This window comes from Allobosea psychrotolerans, from assembly GCF_002917105.1.
Lineage (GTDB): Bacteria > Pseudomonadota > Alphaproteobacteria > Rhizobiales > Beijerinckiaceae > Allobosea > Allobosea psychrotolerans.
In genome coordinates, this window is sequence record NZ_PQFZ01000003.1 from 161,070 (window position 1) to 178,365 (window position 17,296).

At 66.4% G+C, this 17,296-nt stretch carries 17 protein-coding genes; 13 read left to right on the forward strand and 4 right to left on the reverse strand.

Going from position 1 to position 17,296, the window contains the following annotated elements; genetic code table 11:
- The first annotated feature begins 1 nt into the window (after position 1).
- The 4 genes from CYD53_RS06365 to CYD53_RS06380 are packed head-to-tail and all read left to right on the forward strand — an operon-like array spanning position 2 to position 4,178.
- Positions 2 to 847: a sugar phosphate isomerase/epimerase family protein gene (locus CYD53_RS06365; protein ID WP_103717278.1), complete on the forward strand. Its 846-nt coding sequence runs from the start codon at positions 2 to 4 to the stop codon at positions 845 to 847.
- A gap of 12 nt (positions 848 to 859) precedes the next feature.
- Entirely contained in the window at positions 860 to 2,578 is a 1,719-nt protein-coding gene (locus CYD53_RS06370; RefSeq protein WP_103717279.1) for an FAD-dependent oxidoreductase, read from the forward strand.
- Entirely contained in the window at positions 2,575 to 3,384 is an 810-nt protein-coding gene (locus CYD53_RS06375) for an SDR family NAD(P)-dependent oxidoreductase (protein WP_103717280.1), read from the forward strand. The genes CYD53_RS06370 and CYD53_RS06375 overlap by 4 nt, the downstream gene beginning before the upstream one ends.
- A gap of 14 nt (positions 3,385 to 3,398) precedes the next feature.
- The gene (locus CYD53_RS06380; RefSeq protein ID WP_103717281.1) at positions 3,399 to 4,178 is read left to right on the forward strand and encodes an SDR family NAD(P)-dependent oxidoreductase; all 780 of its coding nucleotides are present in this window, start codon (positions 3,399 to 3,401) and stop codon (positions 4,176 to 4,178) included.
- A 133-nt stretch (positions 4,179 to 4,311) separates the two neighbouring features.
- Here CYD53_RS06380 and radC read toward each other — a convergent pair whose 3' ends face one another.
- Entirely contained in the window at positions 4,312 to 5,046 is a 735-nt protein-coding gene (gene radC, locus CYD53_RS06385) for a RadC family protein (RefSeq protein WP_103717282.1), read from the reverse strand.
- A complete protein-coding gene (gene map / locus CYD53_RS06390; protein ID WP_103717283.1) occupies positions 5,043 to 5,867 on the reverse strand; it encodes a type I methionyl aminopeptidase in 825 nt (274 codons plus the stop codon). The genes radC and map overlap by 4 nt, the downstream gene beginning before the upstream one ends.
- A 157-nt stretch (positions 5,868 to 6,024) precedes the next feature.
- Between map and CYD53_RS06395 the strand changes: the two genes are divergently transcribed.
- Positions 6,025 to 6,501, forward strand: a complete 477-nt coding sequence (locus CYD53_RS06395) for a CinA family protein (RefSeq protein WP_103717284.1) — start codon at positions 6,025 to 6,027, stop codon at positions 6,499 to 6,501.
- Positions 6,502 to 6,507: 6 nt separating this feature from the next.
- Here CYD53_RS06395 and CYD53_RS06400 read toward each other — a convergent pair whose 3' ends face one another.
- Positions 6,508 to 7,518 (reverse strand): TRAP transporter substrate-binding protein, encoded by a 1,011-nt coding sequence (locus CYD53_RS06400; protein WP_181011734.1) that lies wholly within the window; start codon positions 7,516 to 7,518, stop codon positions 6,508 to 6,510.
- Positions 7,519 to 7,651: 133 nt separating this feature from the next.
- Between CYD53_RS06400 and CYD53_RS06405 the strand changes: the two genes are divergently transcribed.
- From CYD53_RS06405 to gpt, 3 genes are all read left to right on the forward strand, one after another.
- A complete protein-coding gene (locus tag CYD53_RS06405; RefSeq protein ID WP_103717548.1) occupies positions 7,652 to 8,503 on the forward strand; it encodes an FkbM family methyltransferase in 852 nt (283 codons plus the stop codon).
- Positions 8,504 to 8,625: 122 nt separating this feature from the next.
- Complete coding sequence (locus tag CYD53_RS06410; protein ID WP_103717286.1) at positions 8,626 to 9,381, forward strand: competence/damage-inducible protein A; 756 nt, start codon at positions 8,626 to 8,628, stop codon at positions 9,379 to 9,381.
- 530 nt (positions 9,382 to 9,911) lie between these two features.
- Positions 9,912 to 10,421: a xanthine phosphoribosyltransferase gene (gene gpt / locus CYD53_RS06415; RefSeq protein WP_092174102.1), complete on the forward strand. Its 510-nt coding sequence runs from the start codon at positions 9,912 to 9,914 to the stop codon at positions 10,419 to 10,421.
- Positions 10,422 to 10,425: 4 nt separating this feature from the next.
- Here the strand turns inward: gpt and CYD53_RS06420 are convergent, their stop codons facing one another.
- Positions 10,426 to 11,373 (reverse strand): DMT family transporter, encoded by a 948-nt coding sequence (locus tag CYD53_RS06420; RefSeq protein ID WP_181011735.1) that lies wholly within the window; start codon positions 11,371 to 11,373, stop codon positions 10,426 to 10,428.
- A 271-nt stretch (positions 11,374 to 11,644) separates the two neighbouring features.
- Here CYD53_RS06420 and CYD53_RS06425 point away from each other — a divergent pair, with 271 nt between their 5' ends.
- The 5 genes from CYD53_RS06425 to CYD53_RS06445 all read left to right on the forward strand — a co-directional run bounded on the left by CYD53_RS06425 (position 11,645) and on the right by CYD53_RS06445 (position 17,294).
- Positions 11,645 to 12,349 (forward strand): glutathione S-transferase N-terminal domain-containing protein, encoded by a 705-nt coding sequence (locus CYD53_RS06425; RefSeq protein WP_103717288.1) that lies wholly within the window; start codon positions 11,645 to 11,647, stop codon positions 12,347 to 12,349.
- Positions 12,350 to 12,512: 163 nt separating this feature from the next.
- On the forward strand, positions 12,513 to 13,640 hold the full coding sequence (locus CYD53_RS06430) for a D-alanine--D-alanine ligase family protein (RefSeq protein ID WP_103717289.1): 1,128 nt from the start codon (positions 12,513 to 12,515) through the stop codon (positions 13,638 to 13,640).
- 382 nt (positions 13,641 to 14,022) lie between these two features.
- Positions 14,023 to 14,523, forward strand: coding sequence for a MarR family winged helix-turn-helix transcriptional regulator (locus tag CYD53_RS06435; protein ID WP_245928117.1), 501 nt, complete (start codon positions 14,023 to 14,025; stop codon positions 14,521 to 14,523).
- Between the two features lie 7 nt (positions 14,524 to 14,530).
- On the forward strand, positions 14,531 to 15,751 hold the full coding sequence (locus tag CYD53_RS06440) for an HlyD family secretion protein (RefSeq protein ID WP_103717550.1): 1,221 nt from the start codon (positions 14,531 to 14,533) through the stop codon (positions 15,749 to 15,751).
- Positions 15,744 to 17,294, forward strand: coding sequence for a DHA2 family efflux MFS transporter permease subunit (locus CYD53_RS06445; protein WP_103717290.1), 1,551 nt, complete (start codon positions 15,744 to 15,746; stop codon positions 17,292 to 17,294). Before CYD53_RS06440 ends, CYD53_RS06445 begins: the two co-directional genes overlap by 8 nt.
- Positions 17,295 to 17,296 lie beyond the last annotated feature (2 nt).

A 17,296-nucleotide genomic window follows, 5' to 3' on the forward strand; every position in this document is an offset into this window, starting at 1 on the left:
GATGTTCAGGCTCGCCGCCCACACCTTCGGTTTCGTCTGGCGGGAGAGCGCCGAGGCTGCGTTCGAGCAGATCGCCCAAGCCGGCTTCTCGCAGGTCCAGCTCATGGCCGCGCCGCCGCATTTCGACAGCTGGCGCGAGGATCACGAGCGGACACGGTGTTTGCGGGGCATTCTCGATCGGAGCGGGATGACGCTTCTCGCGGCGGATCTCGCCAGCAGCGACATCAATCTCGCCAGCGCCTCGCCGGATGTCGTCGCCTTCGCCGTTGATGCCTATCGCCGCGCGATCATGCGCTGCGCCGAGCTCGGCGCGCCCTGGGTCTGCGTCGGCTCGGGCCGGGGGCATGCGCTGTTGGCCGATGCGAACACGCGGCTGATGGAGACGTTCCGCCCGGCTTTCCTGGCCATCGTCGAGGCAGCGCGCCGCCAGGGCATTGCCGTCATCCTGGAGAACCACCCGCAGGGCCTGCTCGCGGATGCCGGTACGATCGAGCGTTTCCTGCGCCAGGAGGGGCTGGATGATGTCCCTGTCATCTATGACGTCGCGAATGCGGTCGCGATCGGCGAAGATCCGGTCGAGGGCCTGCGCCTGCTCGGTTCGCGCCTCGGCATCGTCCATGTCTCGGACAGCCCGGCCGGCCAATGGCGTCATGATCCGATCGGCTCCGGCGATGTCGATTTTGCCGCCATCGGCGCCCGCCTCGCGGAGCTGGGCTATATGGGGCCCGTGGTGCTGGAGATCCTCTCGGACCGGCCCCTGAACGGCCTGATCGACGGGGCACGCGCGCTGGCGGCTGCCGGCTGGGCCTTTTCGGACGCGCTGCCGCGCTCGATCCTCGCTGCATGAAAGGCGCCTGACATGACGGCTTCGCTGCCCGAGCGCATCTGCGACGTGCTGGTCATCGGCTCGGGGGCCGGTGGTCTCTCGACGGCGGTCACTGCCCGCAAGCACGGTCTCGATGTCGTCGTCGCGGAGAAGGAACCCTTCTTCGGCGGCACGACCGCTTTTTCCGGCGGCGTTCTCTGGATTCCCGGCAGCCCGCATGCGGCTCGCGCCGGCCATGGCGACGACCGCGAGGCCGTGCGGACCTATCTGCGCAATGAGGTCGGCAATTTCGCGCGCCAGGACGTGATCGAGGCTTTTCTCGATCATGGCCCGGAGATGCTGGCGTTCTTCGAGCGCGAAACCCAGGTGAAATTCGTGCCGACGCTCTATCCCGATTATCATCCCCAGGTGGCGGGTGGGGTCGATGTCGGGCGCTCCGTCCTTGCCGCGCCTTACAACGCAACGGTGCTGGGCCCGGAGCTCGCTCGCCTGCGCCCGCCGCTGGCGACGATCACCTTCATCGGCATGATGTTCAATTCGTCGAATGCCGACCTCAAGCACTTCTTCAACGTGACGCGTTCGCTGAGCTCGGCGGCCTATGTCGCGCGCCGGCTCGCCCTCCATTTCAAGGACCTCCTGCTCTATCGGCGCGGTGTCATGATCACGAGCGGCAACGCTCTGGCTGCTCGACTGGCGAAATCCGCCTTCGATCTCGGCATCCCGATCCTGACCTCGACGCCCGCCAGGGAGCTCATCCGGGAAGGCGAGCGCGTCACCGGAGCCATGCTGCAATGCCCGGAAGGCGCCATGCGGATCACGGCTCGCCGTGGCGTGGTGCTGGCCTGCGGCGGCTTTCCGCATGACGCGGCGAGGACAAGGCAAGCCTATCGGCATGTCGCGCGCGGGGGTGAACACCTGTCGCCGACTCCGGGCGGCAATACGGGCGACGGCATTCGTCTGGCGGAAACCGCGGGCGGCCGCTTCGAGGCGCGCTATCCCAACGCCGCCGCCTGGATGCCGGTCTCGAAGGTGCCGCTCTCGGGCGGGCGCATCGGCGTGTTTCCGCATCTGCTCGACCGCTGCAAGGCCGGCATCATCGCGGTCGACCGCCATGGCAAGAGGTTCTGCAACGAAGCCGAATCCTATCATGATTTCGGCGCCGCCATGATCAAGGCCTGTGAGAAAGAGCCGGAGACGGCTGCCTGGCTGATCTGCGATCACTGGGCGATCCGCCGCTACGGGCTGGGCTATGTCAAGCCGGCGCCGGTGCCGCTGATCGGCTATCTGCGCAGCGGCTATCTTCTCAGTGGCAAGACGCTCGCCGAGCTGGCGGGACAGGCCGGCATCGATCCAGGTGGCCTCGAGCGCACTGTCGCCGCCTTCAATCCGGGGGCCGAGAAGGGGGAGGATCCTGAGTTCGGCAAGGGCTCGACCTCCTTCAACCGCTATCTCGCCGACCCGTCGCACAAGCCCAACCCCTGCGTCGCGCCTGTCCAGCAGGGACCGTTCTATGCGGTGAAGCTGGTGATGGGCGATCTCGGAACCTTCGACGGTCTCGACACCGATGTCCGCGGCCAGGTGTTGCGCGAGGATGGCAGGCCGGTCGAAGGGCTGTTCGCCGTCGGAAATGACCGCGCCAGCATGATGGGTGGGAACTATCCCGGCGCCGGCATCACGCTCGGGCCGATCATGACCTTCGGCTATATCCTCGGGCGGCATCTCGCCGGCGTCGATCGGGAGCCGCCGCGATGAGTGCCGGCGTGGATGGATGGCTCGGCCTCGGCGGCGTGCCTTGTGTCGTCACCGGCGCTTCGGGCGGCATAGGGCGAGCCATCGCCCTCAGCCTCGCAGGGCAGGGCGCGCGGCTTGTCCTGCTCGATCGCGATGAAGCCGGCCTCGCAGATACGGCAATCGCCGTCTCGGAGATGGCGGAGGGAGAAGTCTTGTCCCTGCCTTGCGATATCACGGATCCGGCGGCCATCGAACAGGCTGCAGCTCGAAGCTTCGAGCGGCACGGCGCTTGCGCGGTGCTCGTCAACAATGCGGGCCTGCTTCGGCCCGGTGCGCTCGCCAGCATTCCGCTGGCGGACTGGAACGCCTTGCTGGCCGTCAACCTGACCGGCTACCTGCTCTGCGCCCAGGCCTTCGGGCGACAGATGCGGGCGGCGCGCCGTGGTGCGATCGTCCATGTCGCTTCGATCGCCGGCTCGCATCCGCAAGACCGCAGCGGCGCCTACAGTGTCAGCAAGGCGGGCGTCGTGATGCTGTCGCGCCAGCTCGCCACCGAATGGGCGCCGGACGGCATCCGCAGCAATGTCGTCAGTCCCGGCATGGTCGAGACCCCGATGAGCCGGGATTTCTATGTGGCGCCGGGCGTGCGCGAGCGTCGCAGCGCCGTGGTGCCGGCGGGCCGGATCGGGATGCCGCAGGACATCGCCGATGCCGCGCTGTTCCTGGCGAGCCCGCGGGCGAGCTACATCACGGGCCAGGAGATCGTCGTCGACGGCGGCTATAGCCGCATGTTGATGAACCTGATCCCGCGCCCCGGCTATGACTGAACCGGGAGGGCGCAATGGCCGGACAGCCTGTGGCGGTGGTGACCGGCGGGGCCGAGGGCATCGGCTTCGCCGTCGCCGAACGGTTTGCGCAAGCCGGCTGCACCGTCGTCATTGCGGATCTGGACGGGAGCAAGGCTGCCGCGAAAGCTGCGGCGATCGGGCCTGGCCATCTGGGGCTCGCCATGGATGTCGCCGATGAAGGCTCCGTGACCTCCGGCATAGCCGCCATCCTGGCGCGGCACGGGCGCATCGACATGCTGGTCAACAATGCCGGGATCGCCGACACGCATAAGCCGACGGTCGATCAGGACAATCTCGCCTTCGAGCGGATCGTGCGCGTGAACCTGCAGGGTGTCTTTGCGGTTTCGCGCGAGGTCGGGCGCAGCATGCTGGCCCAAGGCCGCGGCGCGATCGTCAATCTCTCCTCGATCGCCGGCCTGTCGGGCCTGCCGCGTCGCAATGCCTATGGCGCCGCCAAGGCCGGCGTCGCTGCGATGACGCGGTCGATGGCGGTGGAATGGGCCGGCTGCGGCATCCGCGTCAACGCGGTCGCGCCGGGCTATGTCAGGACGGCGCTGTTGGCGGAGCTGATCGCGAGCGGCCGCGTCGATCAGGCGAGACTCCAACGGCGTACGCCGATGGGTCGGTTGGCGGAGCCGGCCGAGATCGCCGAGGCTGTCTGGTTCCTCTGTTCGCCGGCCGCCTCCTATATCACCGGCGTGGTTCTCTCCGTCGACGGTGGCTGGATGGCCTTCGGCGATTCGGGCGATGCCTGGACGCCGCTGCAGGACTAGCCACGGCCTGCCGTGCGCCAGCGGAAAACGAGAAGCGATCCGAGCCATCCGGCTCTCAAAGAAAGCTCGCTCATCAGAGAACCTCCGAAAGATCTCTGAATCTCATTCGCTCGCAGGTTGACAGGTCCTGAGCCTAGATCAGCCGCATCTCCTTGAAACTCGCATGGCCATTTTTGCCGACGATGACGTGGTCATGCACGGCGATGCCCAGCGGACCCGCGATGTCGACGATCGCCTTGGTTACCTGGATGTCCGCCTGCGATGGGGCCGGGTCGCCGGAGGGGTGGTTGTGGACGAGGATCAGCGCCGTTGCCGAGAGTTCCAGCGCCCGGCGCATGACTTCGCGCGGATAGACCGGCGTGTGGTCGACCGTGCCGGTCTGCTGCAGCTCGTCGGCGATCAGCGCGTTCTTCCTGTCGAGAAAGAGGATGCGGAGCTGCTCGCGCTCGGAGAAGGCCATCGCCATGCGGCAATAATCGAGTACGGCCGACCAGGATGAGAGCACGGTGCGATTGGCGACCGCGCCCTTGGCCATGCGCGTCAGCGCGGCCTCGACGATCTTGAGGTCGAGCGCGACGCCGGCGCCGACACCCTTGACCTCGGTGAGCCGCGCCGATGGTGCGGCGAGCACTTCGGCGAAGGAGCCGAAGCGTTGGATCAAATCCTTGGCGAGCGGCTTGACGTCGCGCTGCGGGATCGAGCGGAAGAGCAGCAGCTCGAGCAGTTCGTAATCGGGCAGGGTGGCCGCGCCCGCATCCTGGAAGCGGGCGCGCAGGCGCTCGCGATGGCCGCGATAATGCGGGGGCGTGTCAGCTGCTGCGCCTGACGGGGCGGCGCGGTTTGAAACCTTGCCGCCCTCTGCCGTCATCGCAGGGCGAGCGGATTGTCGCGTCCGGTCGGCGACAGGGTGAAGATCTCGCAGCCGGTCTCGGTGACGCCGATGGTGTGCTCGAACTGGGCCGAGAGCGAGCGGTCGCGCGTCACGGCGGTCCAGCCGTCGGAGAGGACCTTCACCCCGGATTTGCCGAGATTGATCATCGGCTCGATGGTGAAGATCATGCCGGCCTTGAGCTGCGGGCCTTCGCCGGGCGAGCCGTAATGCAGGATGTTGGGCGCGTCGTGGAAGACCTGGCCGACGCCATGGCCGCAGAAATCCCGGACCACCGAGCAGCGTTCGCCTTCGGCGTAACGCTGGATGGCGAAGCCGATATCGCCTGTGGTTGCGCCGGCGCGCACGGCCTTGATGCCGCGCAGCAGGCTCTCATAGGTGATCTCGATCAGGCGCTCGGCCTTGCGCGAGATTTCGCCGACGCCGTACATCCGGCTGGAATCGCCATGCCAGCCATCGACGATCAATGTGTAGTCGATGTTGAGGACGTCGCCCTCGCGCAGCGGCTTGTCGTCCGGGATGCCGTGGCAGACGACATGGTTGATCGAGGTGCAGATCGACTTGGTGTAGCCGCGATAAAACAAAGTCGCCGGATAGGCGCCGTTGTCCATGGCGAACTGGAAGGCGAGGTCGTCGAGGCGCTGGGTGGTGACGCCCGGCTTGACGTAGTCGCCGAGCATGTCGAGGCCAGCGGCGGTCAACCGGCCGGCCTTGTGCATGGCCGCGAAGGCCTCCGGGCCGTGCAGCTTGATCACCGGATCGCGCATGCGCGACCGTCCCAGGGTTTCGTCGAATGTCATCGTGACGCTATGGCTCCTTGCCGATCATATCTATTGGGTTTGGCGTAGGGTGCAAGACAGTTGCCGTGCAGGCCGGGTCGCTTGACGCGCATTCGGGGCTGGGTCTGCAACCGGCATCGGGTGAGCGGTCGCAGGGCCGAAAAGGGTCGGAGGGGGCATGCAGGGATTGCTGGAACTGGCGGGGCAGATCGGGACGCGTCTCAAGGCGCGCGGCGAGACCGTGGCAGTGGCTGAATCCTCGGCTGGCGGGCTGATCGCGGCCTCGCTCCTGGCTCAGGCCGGCGCATCCGCCTTCTTCGTCAGCGGAGCGGTCGTCTACACCAGGCAGGCGCGCGAGGGTTTGATGGGCATCTCGCTTGCGGAGATGGAGGGCATCCGCTCGGCCAGCGAGCCCTATGCCTTGCTGCTGGCGCGGCGATTGCGCGAGCGCTTCGGCGCGAGCTGGGGACTGGCGGAAACCGGAGCTTCCGGGCCTTCGGGCAACAGCTACGGCGATGCGCCGGGCCATAGCTGCCTGGCGATCTCCGGACCTGTCGAACTGATCAGGACGATCGAGACCGGCTCGGGCGACCGCATTGGCAATATGCGTATCTTTGCAGCGTCGGCCCTGGAGCTTCTGCACGAAAGCCTGTGAGTCGGTTCAGCGCGGGCGCGCCAGGAACTCCGTCAGGACTTGCTGCGCCGCCGGATCGGCCGCGGCTTTCCATTGCGCCACGGATTGCGCGGCTGCGGCCCGCAAGGCCTCCATCACCGCCTTGGGCGGCGCCTCGTCGATCGTGACGCCATTGTCGCGCATGCGCTTGTAGTTGACGGCGACGCGGCCGCTCATCGCCTGCCATTGATGCTCGCTGGTTTCGGCGGCGGCGACCTCGACGGCGGCTTGCGTCGTGGCATCGAGCGTCCGCCAGGCGTCGAGCGAGACCGAGGCGAAGCTCAGGGGCACGGCGTAGAGGATCTCCGAGAAGTTGCGGGTGTACTTCCACAATTGCCGGCCGGCCCCGCCATCGCCGGAGGAGAGCACGGCGTTGATCTCGCCGGAGTCCAGCTTGGGGTTGAGATCGGAGAAGGAGACGATGCCGGCACTTGCCGCGACCTGCGCCAGCACCTCGGTCCCGGTCTTGTCGTAGGTCCTGATCTTCAGCGCCTTCAGCGCTGCAAGATCCTTCAGCGGTGCCGCAGACCAGATGCCCGAGGGTGGCCATGGCGAGATGTAGAGCAGCTTCTGCCCGCGCGCCGCGAAGAGCGCCTCATAGAGCGGCTTGGCGGCGTCATAGAGCGCCTTGGCATCGGCCGTCGAAGCGGTGACGAAGGGCAGGGAGGAGAGCAGGAAGAGCGGGGCCTCGTCGCCGAGCGCGCCGCCAAAGCTGTTGGCCATGGCAAAGCGACCATCCGAGACCGCCTTCAGCTGCTCGCGCGTACGCAGTCCCGATTTCGCGTCGGGAATGGGGTTGATCGTGAGCTTTCCGGCCGCCTTTGCCTTCACAGCATCGGCAAAGAAGCTGTCCGCCTCACCGGGCAGCGACGAGGCCGGATATTCATTGATGACGTCCCAGCGCGCCTCTTGCGCCACAGCGGGGTCGGCCAAGGCAGAGCAGATCAGGCCTAGAGCCAGGGCAAGCGTTGGCAAGGCAGGCGTCGGGAGGAATCGCATCGACAGGCTCCGTGACTGAAGCGCCGGCTGTGGCGTGGCAGGGTGCAATGCCAGACCGGCCGGCGGAAGGCGGATGGAAGCAAAAGCTGTTCCGGCTGGCGCGCACGCGACATGGGGTGTATCACGCCGCCCCATGGCCATCACCGATCAGACACAAGCCGAGGCGAAGCCTTTCGGCGCCTTCGCACCCCGCGGCGTTCTCTCGCGCATCATCAGCTGGACGCGAGCTGCTCCAGACAGCTTCCTCGGCCGCAAGACCGCTTATGCGCTGCGCCGCCTCGGATTGCGCTCGCTTGCCGGCGCTCCGGTCGACATCGAATCGCTGGGCGCGAAGATGCGGCTCTATCCGGACGGCAATGTCTGCGAGAAGCGCGTGCTGTTCACGCCGCAATATTTCGACCAGCGCGAGCGCGATTTGCTCGCCGGCCGCATTCGCGAGGGTTTCCGCTTCATCGATATCGGCGCGAATATCGGGGCTTATTCTCTGTTCGTCGCGGCGAAGGCGGGGCCGGGCGCCCGGATTCTCGCGGTCGAACCGCAGCCCGATGTGTTCGCGCGGCTCGCCTTCAACATCGCGCAGAACCCGTTCGGCACGGTCAAGGCGATCGCCTGTGCGCTCGCCGACAAGCCAGGCGAGCTGACGCTGTTCCTCGACCCGGCCAATAAGGGCGAGTCGAGCGTGCGCATCCTGCGTTCCAGCACGGGCGCCACCGTCAAGGTGCCGGCGACGACGCTGCTCGCTTTGCTCCAGAGCGAGGGCTATGAGCGGCTCGACGCGGTCAAGCTCGATGTCGAGGGTGCGGAGGATCTGATCCTCGAGCCCTTCCTGCGCGATGCGCCGCAAGCGCTCTGGCCGAGCTTCATCATCATCGAGGATTCGCGCGAGCGCTGGCAGATGGATTTGGTCGGACTGTTGACGCAGCGCGGCTATCGCATGCTGGCGCAGACGCGGCTGAACCTCGTCTTCGAGCGCGACAGCGCCTGAGTCTGGTCCCGCCGCGCATCAGGGCAGCGCCGGGACGGCTTGAGCCCGCTTGCCGGAGGCCCTAGCTGTAGGGGAGAACGGCCGTCCGCGCTTTGCCGGCCGCCCAGCCAGAGGCACCGGCCATGACGTCCAGCAGCGAAACCACGCCCGTGACGGCGGCGATCCTGGTGATCGGCGACGAGATCCTCAGCGGCCGGACCAAGGACAAGAATATCGGCTATATCGCCGAATATCTCACCAATATCGGCATCGACCTGCGCGAGGTGCGCGTGGTGCCCGATATCCAGGAAGAGATCGTCCAGGCGCTGAACGCGCTGCGCGCCCGCTTCACCTATGTCTTCACCACCGGCGGCATCGGCCCGACGCATGACGACATCACCGCCGACTCGGTAGCGGCAGCCTTCGGCGTCTCGATCGACCATGATCCGCGCGCCATCGCGATGCTGTCCGAGCGCTTTCCACCCGACCAGCTTAACGAGGCCCGCTTGCGCATGGCCCGCATTCCGGCGGGTGCGGATCTGATCGCCAACTCGGTCTCCAAGGCGCCGGGCTTCAACATCGGCAATGTCTATGTCATGGCCGGCGTGCCCTCGATCATGCAGGCGATGCTCGATGTCGTCGCGCCGACGCTGAGGACCGGGGTCAAGATGCTGTCGGACACGGTGCGCGCCGGCTTGCGCGAGGGCGATATCGGTACGGCGCTGGCGGAGGTGGCGAAGGCGCATCCCGAGGTTTCGATCGGCTCCTACCCGTTCTTCTCGGAAGCAGGCCCCGACACCAACATCGTCGTGCGCTCGCGCGACCCCGAAAGGCTCGCGGCCGCGATAACGGCGGTCCAGGCGATGATCGACAGCGAACGCGCAAGGCTCGCAGTCTAGGCTCGCCATTCCCCCCGGGAACCACGCCGTCATTCCGGACGAAGCGGAGGCCGGGATCCGAAGTGCGTCATGGTCGGGCTCGACCGACCATCCCTGATTTCAGCCAACTGGTCACGAGATTCTCAGGGCGCAAGCCCGAGAACGACGCTCTTCCTTGGATCACGGAGCTGCGCGCTTGGGGCCGGTCGAAGGCCGGACCCAGCGGCGGCTTGTCCAGGTGACGTAGAGGTTGCGAGCATAATCAACAGATTGTCGGGGGGATTAATCTACAGATTGTAGTAACTGGATCGCGCGCCTGCGCTTGCCGCCAAGTCCTCTTCTGCCCTCATGCTCGCCGCTCGCGCGCGACCCCGCCTGGTGGCGGCCGGCGGTAGCGCCGAGGGCTGGTCGGAGTTTTAGGGGCGATTCCCGCCGCCCGCTATCCCGGCCTTCTGGGGATGGCGGGCGGCGGCCTCTTGTCAGCGCGGCAGGGATAGGGTTTGCGATGAGGGCGGCGCCATATGCGCCAGATGAAGCCCGGAGCCCGCGCCATGGCCGAACCGACCTCCAACAAGGCCTTTCCCGTATCCTGGGACCAGTTCCACCGCGATGCCCGCGCGCTCGCCTGGCGACTGGCCGAGAAGGGACCCTTCGAGGCCATCGTCTGCATCACGCGCGGCGGGCTCGTGCCGGCAGCGATCATCTGCCGCGAGCTCGGCTTGCGCCTGATCGAGACGGTCTGCGTCGCGAGCTATCACGACTACAAGAACCAGTCCGAGCTCAAGGTGCTGAAGGATGTCGCGCCCTCGATCAAGGCGATCGGCGATGGCAAGGGCAAGGGCGTGCTCGTCGTCGACGATCTGACGGATACCGGCAAGACCGCCCGGGTCGTGCGCGAGATGCTGCCCAACGCCCATTTCGCCACGGTCTACGCCAAGCCTGCCGGCGTGCCGACGGTCGACACCTTCATCACCGAGGTCAGCCAGGACACCTGGATCTATTTCCCCTGGGATATGGGGCTCGCCTATGTCGAGCCGATCGCCAAGGACCACAAGGGCTGAAGCATCAGGCCGTGCCGCGCGAGCGCAGCGCCACGGTCATGCCGGCGATGACCAGCAGCATGCCGATGCTCTCCGCCGTCGAGGGCCATTCGCCGAGCAGGGCCGCCCCAGTGAGCGCCGTGATCGCCGGGTTCAACGGCAGGAACAGGGTCGCGCGCGCCGCTCCCAGCAGCGCTACCGTCTGCGTGTAGAGAAACAGCGCCCCGACGCCGACCAGCGCGCCCTGGTAGAAGGCCTGCAGGGCAAGCGCGCCCCAGGCAACCTCGCCGAGCCGGACCGGCAGCGCCAGGGCGACGACGGGCAGGAACAGCAGCGAGAGCAGGCAGGTCGCGATGGTGACGTCGATCGCGTCCGCGCCCCAGCGTTTCGCCAGCAGCCCGAACACTGTCCACATCATCGCGGTGAGCACGAAGAGCAGGTCGCCGATCCAGGCGCTGTCATGGGCGGGGGCATGTCCCAACGCCTGCCAGGAGAAGGCGCCGATGCCCGCCAGCACCAGCGCGAGCCCGGCCAGCCTCATCCGACCCGGCCGCTCACCCGCCAGGACATAAGCGAGGATGGTGGTGAAGACCGGGATCAATCCCGGTGTGATGGTTGCCGAATGCAGCGCCGGGGCGAAGGAGGCGCCGGCGATGAGTACCAGCGAATAGGGCGCGCCGGCGAGCGCTGTCAGCACCAGAGCGCGACGCCAACCGATACGCCCGACCGGAAACGGCCGCATCCGCCGCAATGCGAAGGGCAGCAGCAGGAGCGCGGCGGTCGCAAAACGCAGGATCGTGACGTCGGCCGCCGTCAACCCATCGGCGACAGACTGGCGCGAGACCACGGCCTGGATGCCCCAGATCAGGCTGGTCGTCAGGCCGCAGGCGATGCCGAGCCAGGGCGTCCGGCCGGCGGGCGCGGCGAGGCGCGTGGCGGCGGCGAGTTGAGGCGGCGGAACGGCCTGGTTCACGGGGTGTGCTTTCCGGGGGAGGCCGTGCGTCGCGCGCCTCTGCAAGGGTGGCGCTGCTATGCCGGCACGGCGGCCTTTGCTGCAAGGGCGCGCGCCATGGAGCGGCCCCGAGGCCGGCGCATGGCCGCTGCACACACCCGCTTGTTCAAGCCCCTTGGCTGCATGGCCGCGTGTGCAGCCATGCCTCTATGCGCAGCGCATGCCGGCCTCTAGCTTTCGCGAAACCGCGCCGCTTCGTTGCAGTGTCGCTCCTTCGACAAGGGCCAGTGCCATGACCGATCTCTCCGCTTTCCCGATCACCAAGCGCTGGCCGGCCCAGCATCCCGACCGCATTCAGCTCTATTCGCTGCCGACGCCCAATGGCGTGAAGGTCTCGATCGCACTGGAAGAACTCGAACTCCCCTACGAGCCGCATCTGATCGATATCGGCAAGAACGAGACCTGGGGGCCGGAATTCCTGTCGCTGAACCCCAATGGCAAGATTCCGGCAATCATCGATCCCCACGGGCCGGGCGGAAAGCCTCTCGGACTGTGGGAGTCGGGTGCGATCCTGGTCTATCTCGCCGAGAAGACCGGTAAGCTCATCCCAAGCGATGCGGGCCTGCGCTATGAGACCCTGCAATGGGTCTTCTTCCAGATGGCGGCGGTGGGGCCGATGTTCGGCCAGCTCGGCTTCTTCCACAAATTCGCCGGCAAGGACTATGAGGACAAGCGCCCGCGCGACCGCTACGCCAATGAGAGCAAGCGCCTGCTCGGCGTGCTGGAGACCAGGCTCACCGGCCGCGACTGGATCATGGGCAAGGACTACAGCATCGCCGACATCGCCTTGCTCGGCTGGGTGCGCAACCTCGTCGGCTTCTACGGCGCGGGCGAGCTCGTCGATTACGCCAGCCTGAAGCAGGTGCCGCTGTGGCTCGAGCGTGGTCTCTCGCGGCCGGCGGTGCAGCGCGGCCTGGACAGCCCCAAGCGCGTCTGAGGGGCAAGGCTCCGGCGACCGGGTTTGCTGGCGTGGCACAACAAGCTGGAGCGATCTCCGGTCGGTTTGGATGGAGGATGGCCCCAAAGGATTTTTGGTCTTGCATCGGCTTGTCCCGAAAACCGGTTCCCACTTTTCGGGCCGATGCTCTAGAACGCTGGTCATGACAGAGAAAATCCGAGTCGCGGTCCTCTATGGGGGCAAATCCGGGGAACATGAGGTTTCGCTGCAATCGGCGGCCTCGGTGATCCAGCATCTCGATAGGGACCGCTTCGACGTGGTCCCGATCAGCATCGACAAGCAGGGCAAGTGGCAGTGGAACGACCTGCGGCTCATTGAGGAGGCGAAGGGGCGCGCGCTGCCCATCCTCAGTGATGCCCCGGAAATGCGGCTCTCGCCTCAGGCCGACGGGCGCGCCGCGCTTCTGCCCGTGATCGGTTCCGCCACGTCGCCGCGGCCAATCGATGTGGTCTTCCCGGTGATGCACGGCCCGCTCTACGAGGATGGCGCGGTGCAGGGCGTCCTGGAGCTTGCCGGCGTCGCCTATGTCGGTTCCGGCGTGCTGAGTTCGGCGATCGGGATGGACAAGGACGTCGCCAAGCGCCTGGCCTTGTTCGCAGGACTGCCGGTGCTGCCCTATCTGGCGCTGGCGAAGCGCGACTATGAGCGCGACCCGGCTCGCTGGGCCCAGGCCGTGCGCGAGAAGCTGACGCTGCCCGTCTTCGTAAAACCCTGCAATATGGGCTCAAGCGTCGGCGTGCATAAGGTTAAGCAGTGGGACGCGCTGGATGCGGCGCTGCGCGACGCCTTCCTCTACGACGTCAAGGTGTTGGTCGAGCAGGGCATCGATGTTCGCGAGATCGAGGTGGCGGTGCTCGAGGGCGAGCCGCTGTTCGTGAGCGTGGCGAGCGAGATCAACGCCAACCCCAAGCATGAATTTTATTCCTACGAGGCCAAATACCTCGATCAGGACGGCGCGACCGTCGACCTGCCGGCCAAGCTCGACGCGGCGCAGATGGAGCGGGTCAGGCAGCTCGCGAATGACGCCTTCGTCGCGCTCGAATGCAGCGGTCTGGCGCGGGTGGATTTCTTCCTCGACCGCAAGGGCGGTGACTTCTACTTCAACGAAATCAACACCTTGCCGGGCTTCACCTCGATCAGCATGTATCCCAAGATGATGGAGGCCTCCGGGCTGCCCTACCGAGAGCTGCTGAGCCGCCTGATCGAGCTCGCCTTGGAGAAGCAGGCGCGCAAGCATGGGCTGAAGACCGACTATCAGGACCAGCTCTGAGGCGGCGCGGCTGCCGTGCTCGGGCCTGACCCGAGCATCTCTGAAACCAGTGCCATCGGGTCCTGAGATTCTCGGATCTTCGCTTCGCTGCGTCCGAGAATGACGCGCCCTCCCGTCATGGCTGCCTTTGTGGCGACTATTCACGCCTTCGCGGGCCGAAGGCTGTGTTCAAGACGTGGATGCTCGGGACACGCGCGAGCATGACGGAAAATGTGCGTCATTCGGCAAAGGCAGGTACCTCCGGGCCGAGATGCTCGGGACAAGCCCCAGCATGACGCAGCCGACGCACCGCCCTGGCGGCATGGCTGCCCTGCGCTGCGGTCTGCGACAAAGCGTGTCGCGCCCGTTGGAAGTCCTAGGCGTCAATATTATAAGCATGCCTATGAACAGCATGCCTAACGACCCGACGGGGCAGCCGCCTCCGTCCATCGGTTTCCTCCTGCACGATGTGGCGCGTTTGCTGCGGAAGCGTTTCGAGCAACATGGCCGGGCGCACAGCCTCGGCCTGACGCGCTCGCAATGGCAGGTGCTCGCCTATCTCACCCATAATGAGGGCATTCAGCAGGGCGGGCTCGCCGAATTGCTGGAGGTCGAGCCGATCACGCTCGGGCGCATCGTCGACAAGCTCGAGGCCTGCGGCCTGGTCGAGCGTCGCGCGCATGCGACAGACCGGCGGATCTGGCGGCTCTTCCTCACCGAGAAGGCCGCACCGAAGCTCGCCGAGATGCGCGGGATCGGCGAGATCACCCGGGCGGAAGCCTTCGGCGACATCTCGGATGCCGAGCGCGAACATCTTCTCGCCCTTCTGGGAGCGATGAAATCGAATCTGACCGCCGCCTGCAGCAGCACGCCGCGTGCGGAAAAGCAGACCAGCCATGGATGAAGCAGCCATGAAGTCCGAATCCCAGGCCAATGACGAACCGACGCCGGCCAGCAACGTGACCGAGATCCGCCGCGCCGCGAGCAAGCTCGCCCCCTCGGCCGAGGCGACGCCTCAGGCGGAGGCGCCGGCCAGCAAGGTCGTCGCCGCGAAACGGGCCGGCACCCGGCGGCGGGTGCTGTTTGCGCTGCTGCCCGTCGCGCTGGTCGTCGGCGGTTATGTCTATGTTGTCGGCGGGCAAGTCATGTCGACCGAGAACGCCTATGTTCAGGCCGATATCGTCGGCCTCTCGACCGATGTCGCCGGCATCGTCAGTGACATCGAGGTTCACGACAATCAGGTCGTGAAGGCCGGCGACGTCCTGTTCACGCTCGACGACCAGCAGTTCCGCCTCGCTCTCGACCGGGCGGATGCCCAGATCGGCATCGTCAAGAACGACATCGCCGCGCTGCAGGCGAGCTACAAGGGCGTGCAGAGCCAGATCGTTCAGGCGAAGATCGATATCGATTTCTATATGGTGGCGTTCAAGCGCCAGCAGGATCTGGCGACGAAGTCCTATGCCTCGCAGGCGATCTTCGATCAGGCGAAACACGATCTTGACGGCGCGGTCCAGAAACTCGCCTTGCTCCAGACCCAGCTGGCCGGGATCGCCGCCAGTCTCAATGGCGACCCCGAGGCGCCTGCAACCGACCACCCCCGCTACAAGGACGCCGTCGCCGCGCGCGGCGAGGCCGCCCGCCAATTGGCCCATACGGTGGTCAGGGCGCCGATGGACGGCATCGTGACGAATGTGCCCTCCCTGCAGAAGGGGCAGTATCTCGCTGCGGCGACGAATGCCTTCAGCCTGGTCTCGACCGACCATGTCTGGATCCAGGCGAGCCCCAAGGAAACCGAACTCACCTGGGTGCGCCCGGGACAGAAGGCGACGGTCGCGGTCGATAGCTATCCGGGCCAGGACTGGACCGGCGTCGTCGACAGCATCAGCCCGGCCTCGGCGGCGAGCTTCTCGCTGCTGCCCGCCCAGAACACCAGCGGCAACTGGGTCAAGGTCGTCCAGCGCATCGCCATGCGCGTGCGCATCGAAACCCCGGCGGACAAGCCGCAATTGCGCGCCGGCATGAGCGTGGTGCTCGACATCGACACCGGCCATGCGCGCGGGCTGCCAAGCTTCGTCTCCTGGTCGTTTGGCAAGTCCCGGCCGTTCGAAAAGTCAGAGCCGCGCCATGGCTGATGCCGCCGGGCCGGCGTTCGTCCGCGTCGCCAATCGCGGCGCGATCACCGCCTGCGTGATCCTTTCCGTGGTCATGCAGGCGCTCGACACGACGATCGCCAATGTCGCGCTGCCCTATATCCAGGGCAGCGTCTCGGCGAGCGCGGACCAGATCAACTGGGTCCTGACCTCCTATATCGTCGCAGCCGCGATCATGACGCCGCCCTCTGGCTTCCTGGCTGCGCGCTTCGGTCGCAAGCGCGTGCTCTCGGCCGCGATCGTCGGCTTTGTCGTGGCCTCGATGCTGTGCGGCGCGGCCCAGTCGCTGTCGCAGATCGTCGGCTTCCGCCTGCTGCAGGGCTTCTTCGGCGCGGCGCTGGTGCCGATCTCCCAGGGCATCCTGCTCGATATCTATACGCCCGAGGAACGCGGCTCGGCGATGGCGCTGTTTGGCGTCTCGGTGATGGTCGGCCCGGTGCTCGGCCCGGTGATCGGCGGCTGGCTGACCGAGAACATCTCCTGGCGCTGGGTCTTCTACATCAACCTGCCGCTCGGCGCGCTCGCCTTCACGGGCGTTGCGATCTACCTCAAAGAAACCGCCACCAACGCCGTCGCGAAGCTCGACTGGATCGGCTTCGGGGCGCTCAGCCTCGGCATCGCCTCTCTGCAGATCTTTCTCGATCGCGGCGCGCAGCTCGACTGGTTCGATTCCGGCGAGATCATCATCGAGGCCGCGGTCTGCGCCGCGGCCTTCTACATCCTCGTGGTTCACACCTTCACGGCGCAGAACTCGTTCATCAAGCCGCGCCTGTTCCTCGACCGGAATTTCAGCGTCGGCCTGATCTTCATTTTCGTCGTCGGAATCACCTATCTCGCCTCGATGGCGTTGATGACGCCCTATCTGCAGACGCTGATGGGCTATCCGGTCGTCACCGCCGGCGTCGTCATGGGGCCGCGCGGGCTTGGCACCATGGTCTGCATGTTCGTCGTCGGTCGCATGATCGGCAAGGTCGATATCCGCCTGCTGCTGACGGCCGGCCTCGGCGTCAGCGCCTGGGCGATGTACGACATGTCCGGCTGGACGCCCGATGTCTCGCAGACCACGATCATGGTCACGGGCTTCATCCAGGGCGCCGGGCTGGGCCTGTTGTTCGTGCCGCTGACGACGGTGACCTTCGCGACCTTGCCGGCGCAGTTCCGCGGCGACGGCACGGGCCTCTACAACCTGTCGCGCAATATCGGCTCCAGCGTCGGCATTTCCTTCGTTGCCTATCTCCTGACCCGCAACACGCAGGTGAACCATGCGGAGATATCCAACTACGTCACCGCGTATAACCGCGTCTTCGAGAATCCGGCGATCAAGCAGGCCTGGGATCCGCTGAAGCTCGCCGGCCGCGCCGCGCTCGACGAAATGGTCACCAAGCAAGCCACGGTCATCGCCTATATCGACGACTTCAAGCTGCTGATGCTCTTGTGCCTGGCCGCGATCCCGCTGGTCATCCTGCTGCGCAGCCCGAAGCGGCAGGAGGCTCCCGGCGACGATCATGCGATGGTGATGGAGTAGCC

What these genes read in the sequence shown, in the direction of transcription:
- CYD53_RS06365 (WP_103717278.1), top strand. Translation starts at nt 2, where the DNA reads ATGTTCAGGCTCGCCGCCCACACCTTCGGTTTCGTCTGGCGGGAGAGC.
- CYD53_RS06370 (WP_103717279.1), top strand. Translation starts at nt 860, where the DNA reads ATGACGGCTTCGCTGCCCGAGCGCATCTGCGACGTGCTGGTCATCGGC.
- CYD53_RS06375 (WP_103717280.1), top strand. Translation starts at nt 2,575, where the DNA reads ATGAGTGCCGGCGTGGATGGATGGCTCGGCCTCGGCGGCGTGCCTTGT.
- CYD53_RS06380 (WP_103717281.1), top strand. Translation starts at nt 3,399, where the DNA reads ATGGCCGGACAGCCTGTGGCGGTGGTGACCGGCGGGGCCGAGGGCATC.
- radC (WP_103717282.1), bottom strand. Translation starts at nt 5,046, where the DNA reads ATGACGGCAGAGGGCGGCAAGGTTTCAAACCGCGCCGCCCCGTCAGGC.
- map (WP_103717283.1), bottom strand. Translation starts at nt 5,867, where the DNA reads ATGACATTCGACGAAACCCTGGGACGGTCGCGCATGCGCGATCCGGTG.
- CYD53_RS06395 (WP_103717284.1), top strand. Translation starts at nt 6,025, where the DNA reads ATGCAGGGATTGCTGGAACTGGCGGGGCAGATCGGGACGCGTCTCAAG.
- CYD53_RS06400 (WP_181011734.1), bottom strand. Translation starts at nt 7,518, where the DNA reads ATGCGATTCCTCCCGACGCCTGCCTTGCCAACGCTTGCCCTGGCTCTA.
- CYD53_RS06405 (WP_103717548.1), top strand. Translation starts at nt 7,652, where the DNA reads ATGGCCATCACCGATCAGACACAAGCCGAGGCGAAGCCTTTCGGCGCC.
- CYD53_RS06410 (WP_103717286.1), top strand. Translation starts at nt 8,626, where the DNA reads ATGACGTCCAGCAGCGAAACCACGCCCGTGACGGCGGCGATCCTGGTG.
- gpt (WP_092174102.1), top strand. Translation starts at nt 9,912, where the DNA reads ATGGCCGAACCGACCTCCAACAAGGCCTTTCCCGTATCCTGGGACCAG.
- CYD53_RS06425 (WP_103717288.1), top strand. Translation starts at nt 11,645, where the DNA reads ATGACCGATCTCTCCGCTTTCCCGATCACCAAGCGCTGGCCGGCCCAG.
- CYD53_RS06430 (WP_103717289.1), top strand. Translation starts at nt 12,513, where the DNA reads ATGACAGAGAAAATCCGAGTCGCGGTCCTCTATGGGGGCAAATCCGGG.
- CYD53_RS06435 (WP_245928117.1), top strand. Translation starts at nt 14,023, where the DNA reads ATGAACAGCATGCCTAACGACCCGACGGGGCAGCCGCCTCCGTCCATC.
- CYD53_RS06440 (WP_103717550.1), top strand. Translation starts at nt 14,531, where the DNA reads ATGAAGTCCGAATCCCAGGCCAATGACGAACCGACGCCGGCCAGCAAC.
- CYD53_RS06445 (WP_103717290.1), top strand. Translation starts at nt 15,744, where the DNA reads ATGGCTGATGCCGCCGGGCCGGCGTTCGTCCGCGTCGCCAATCGCGGC.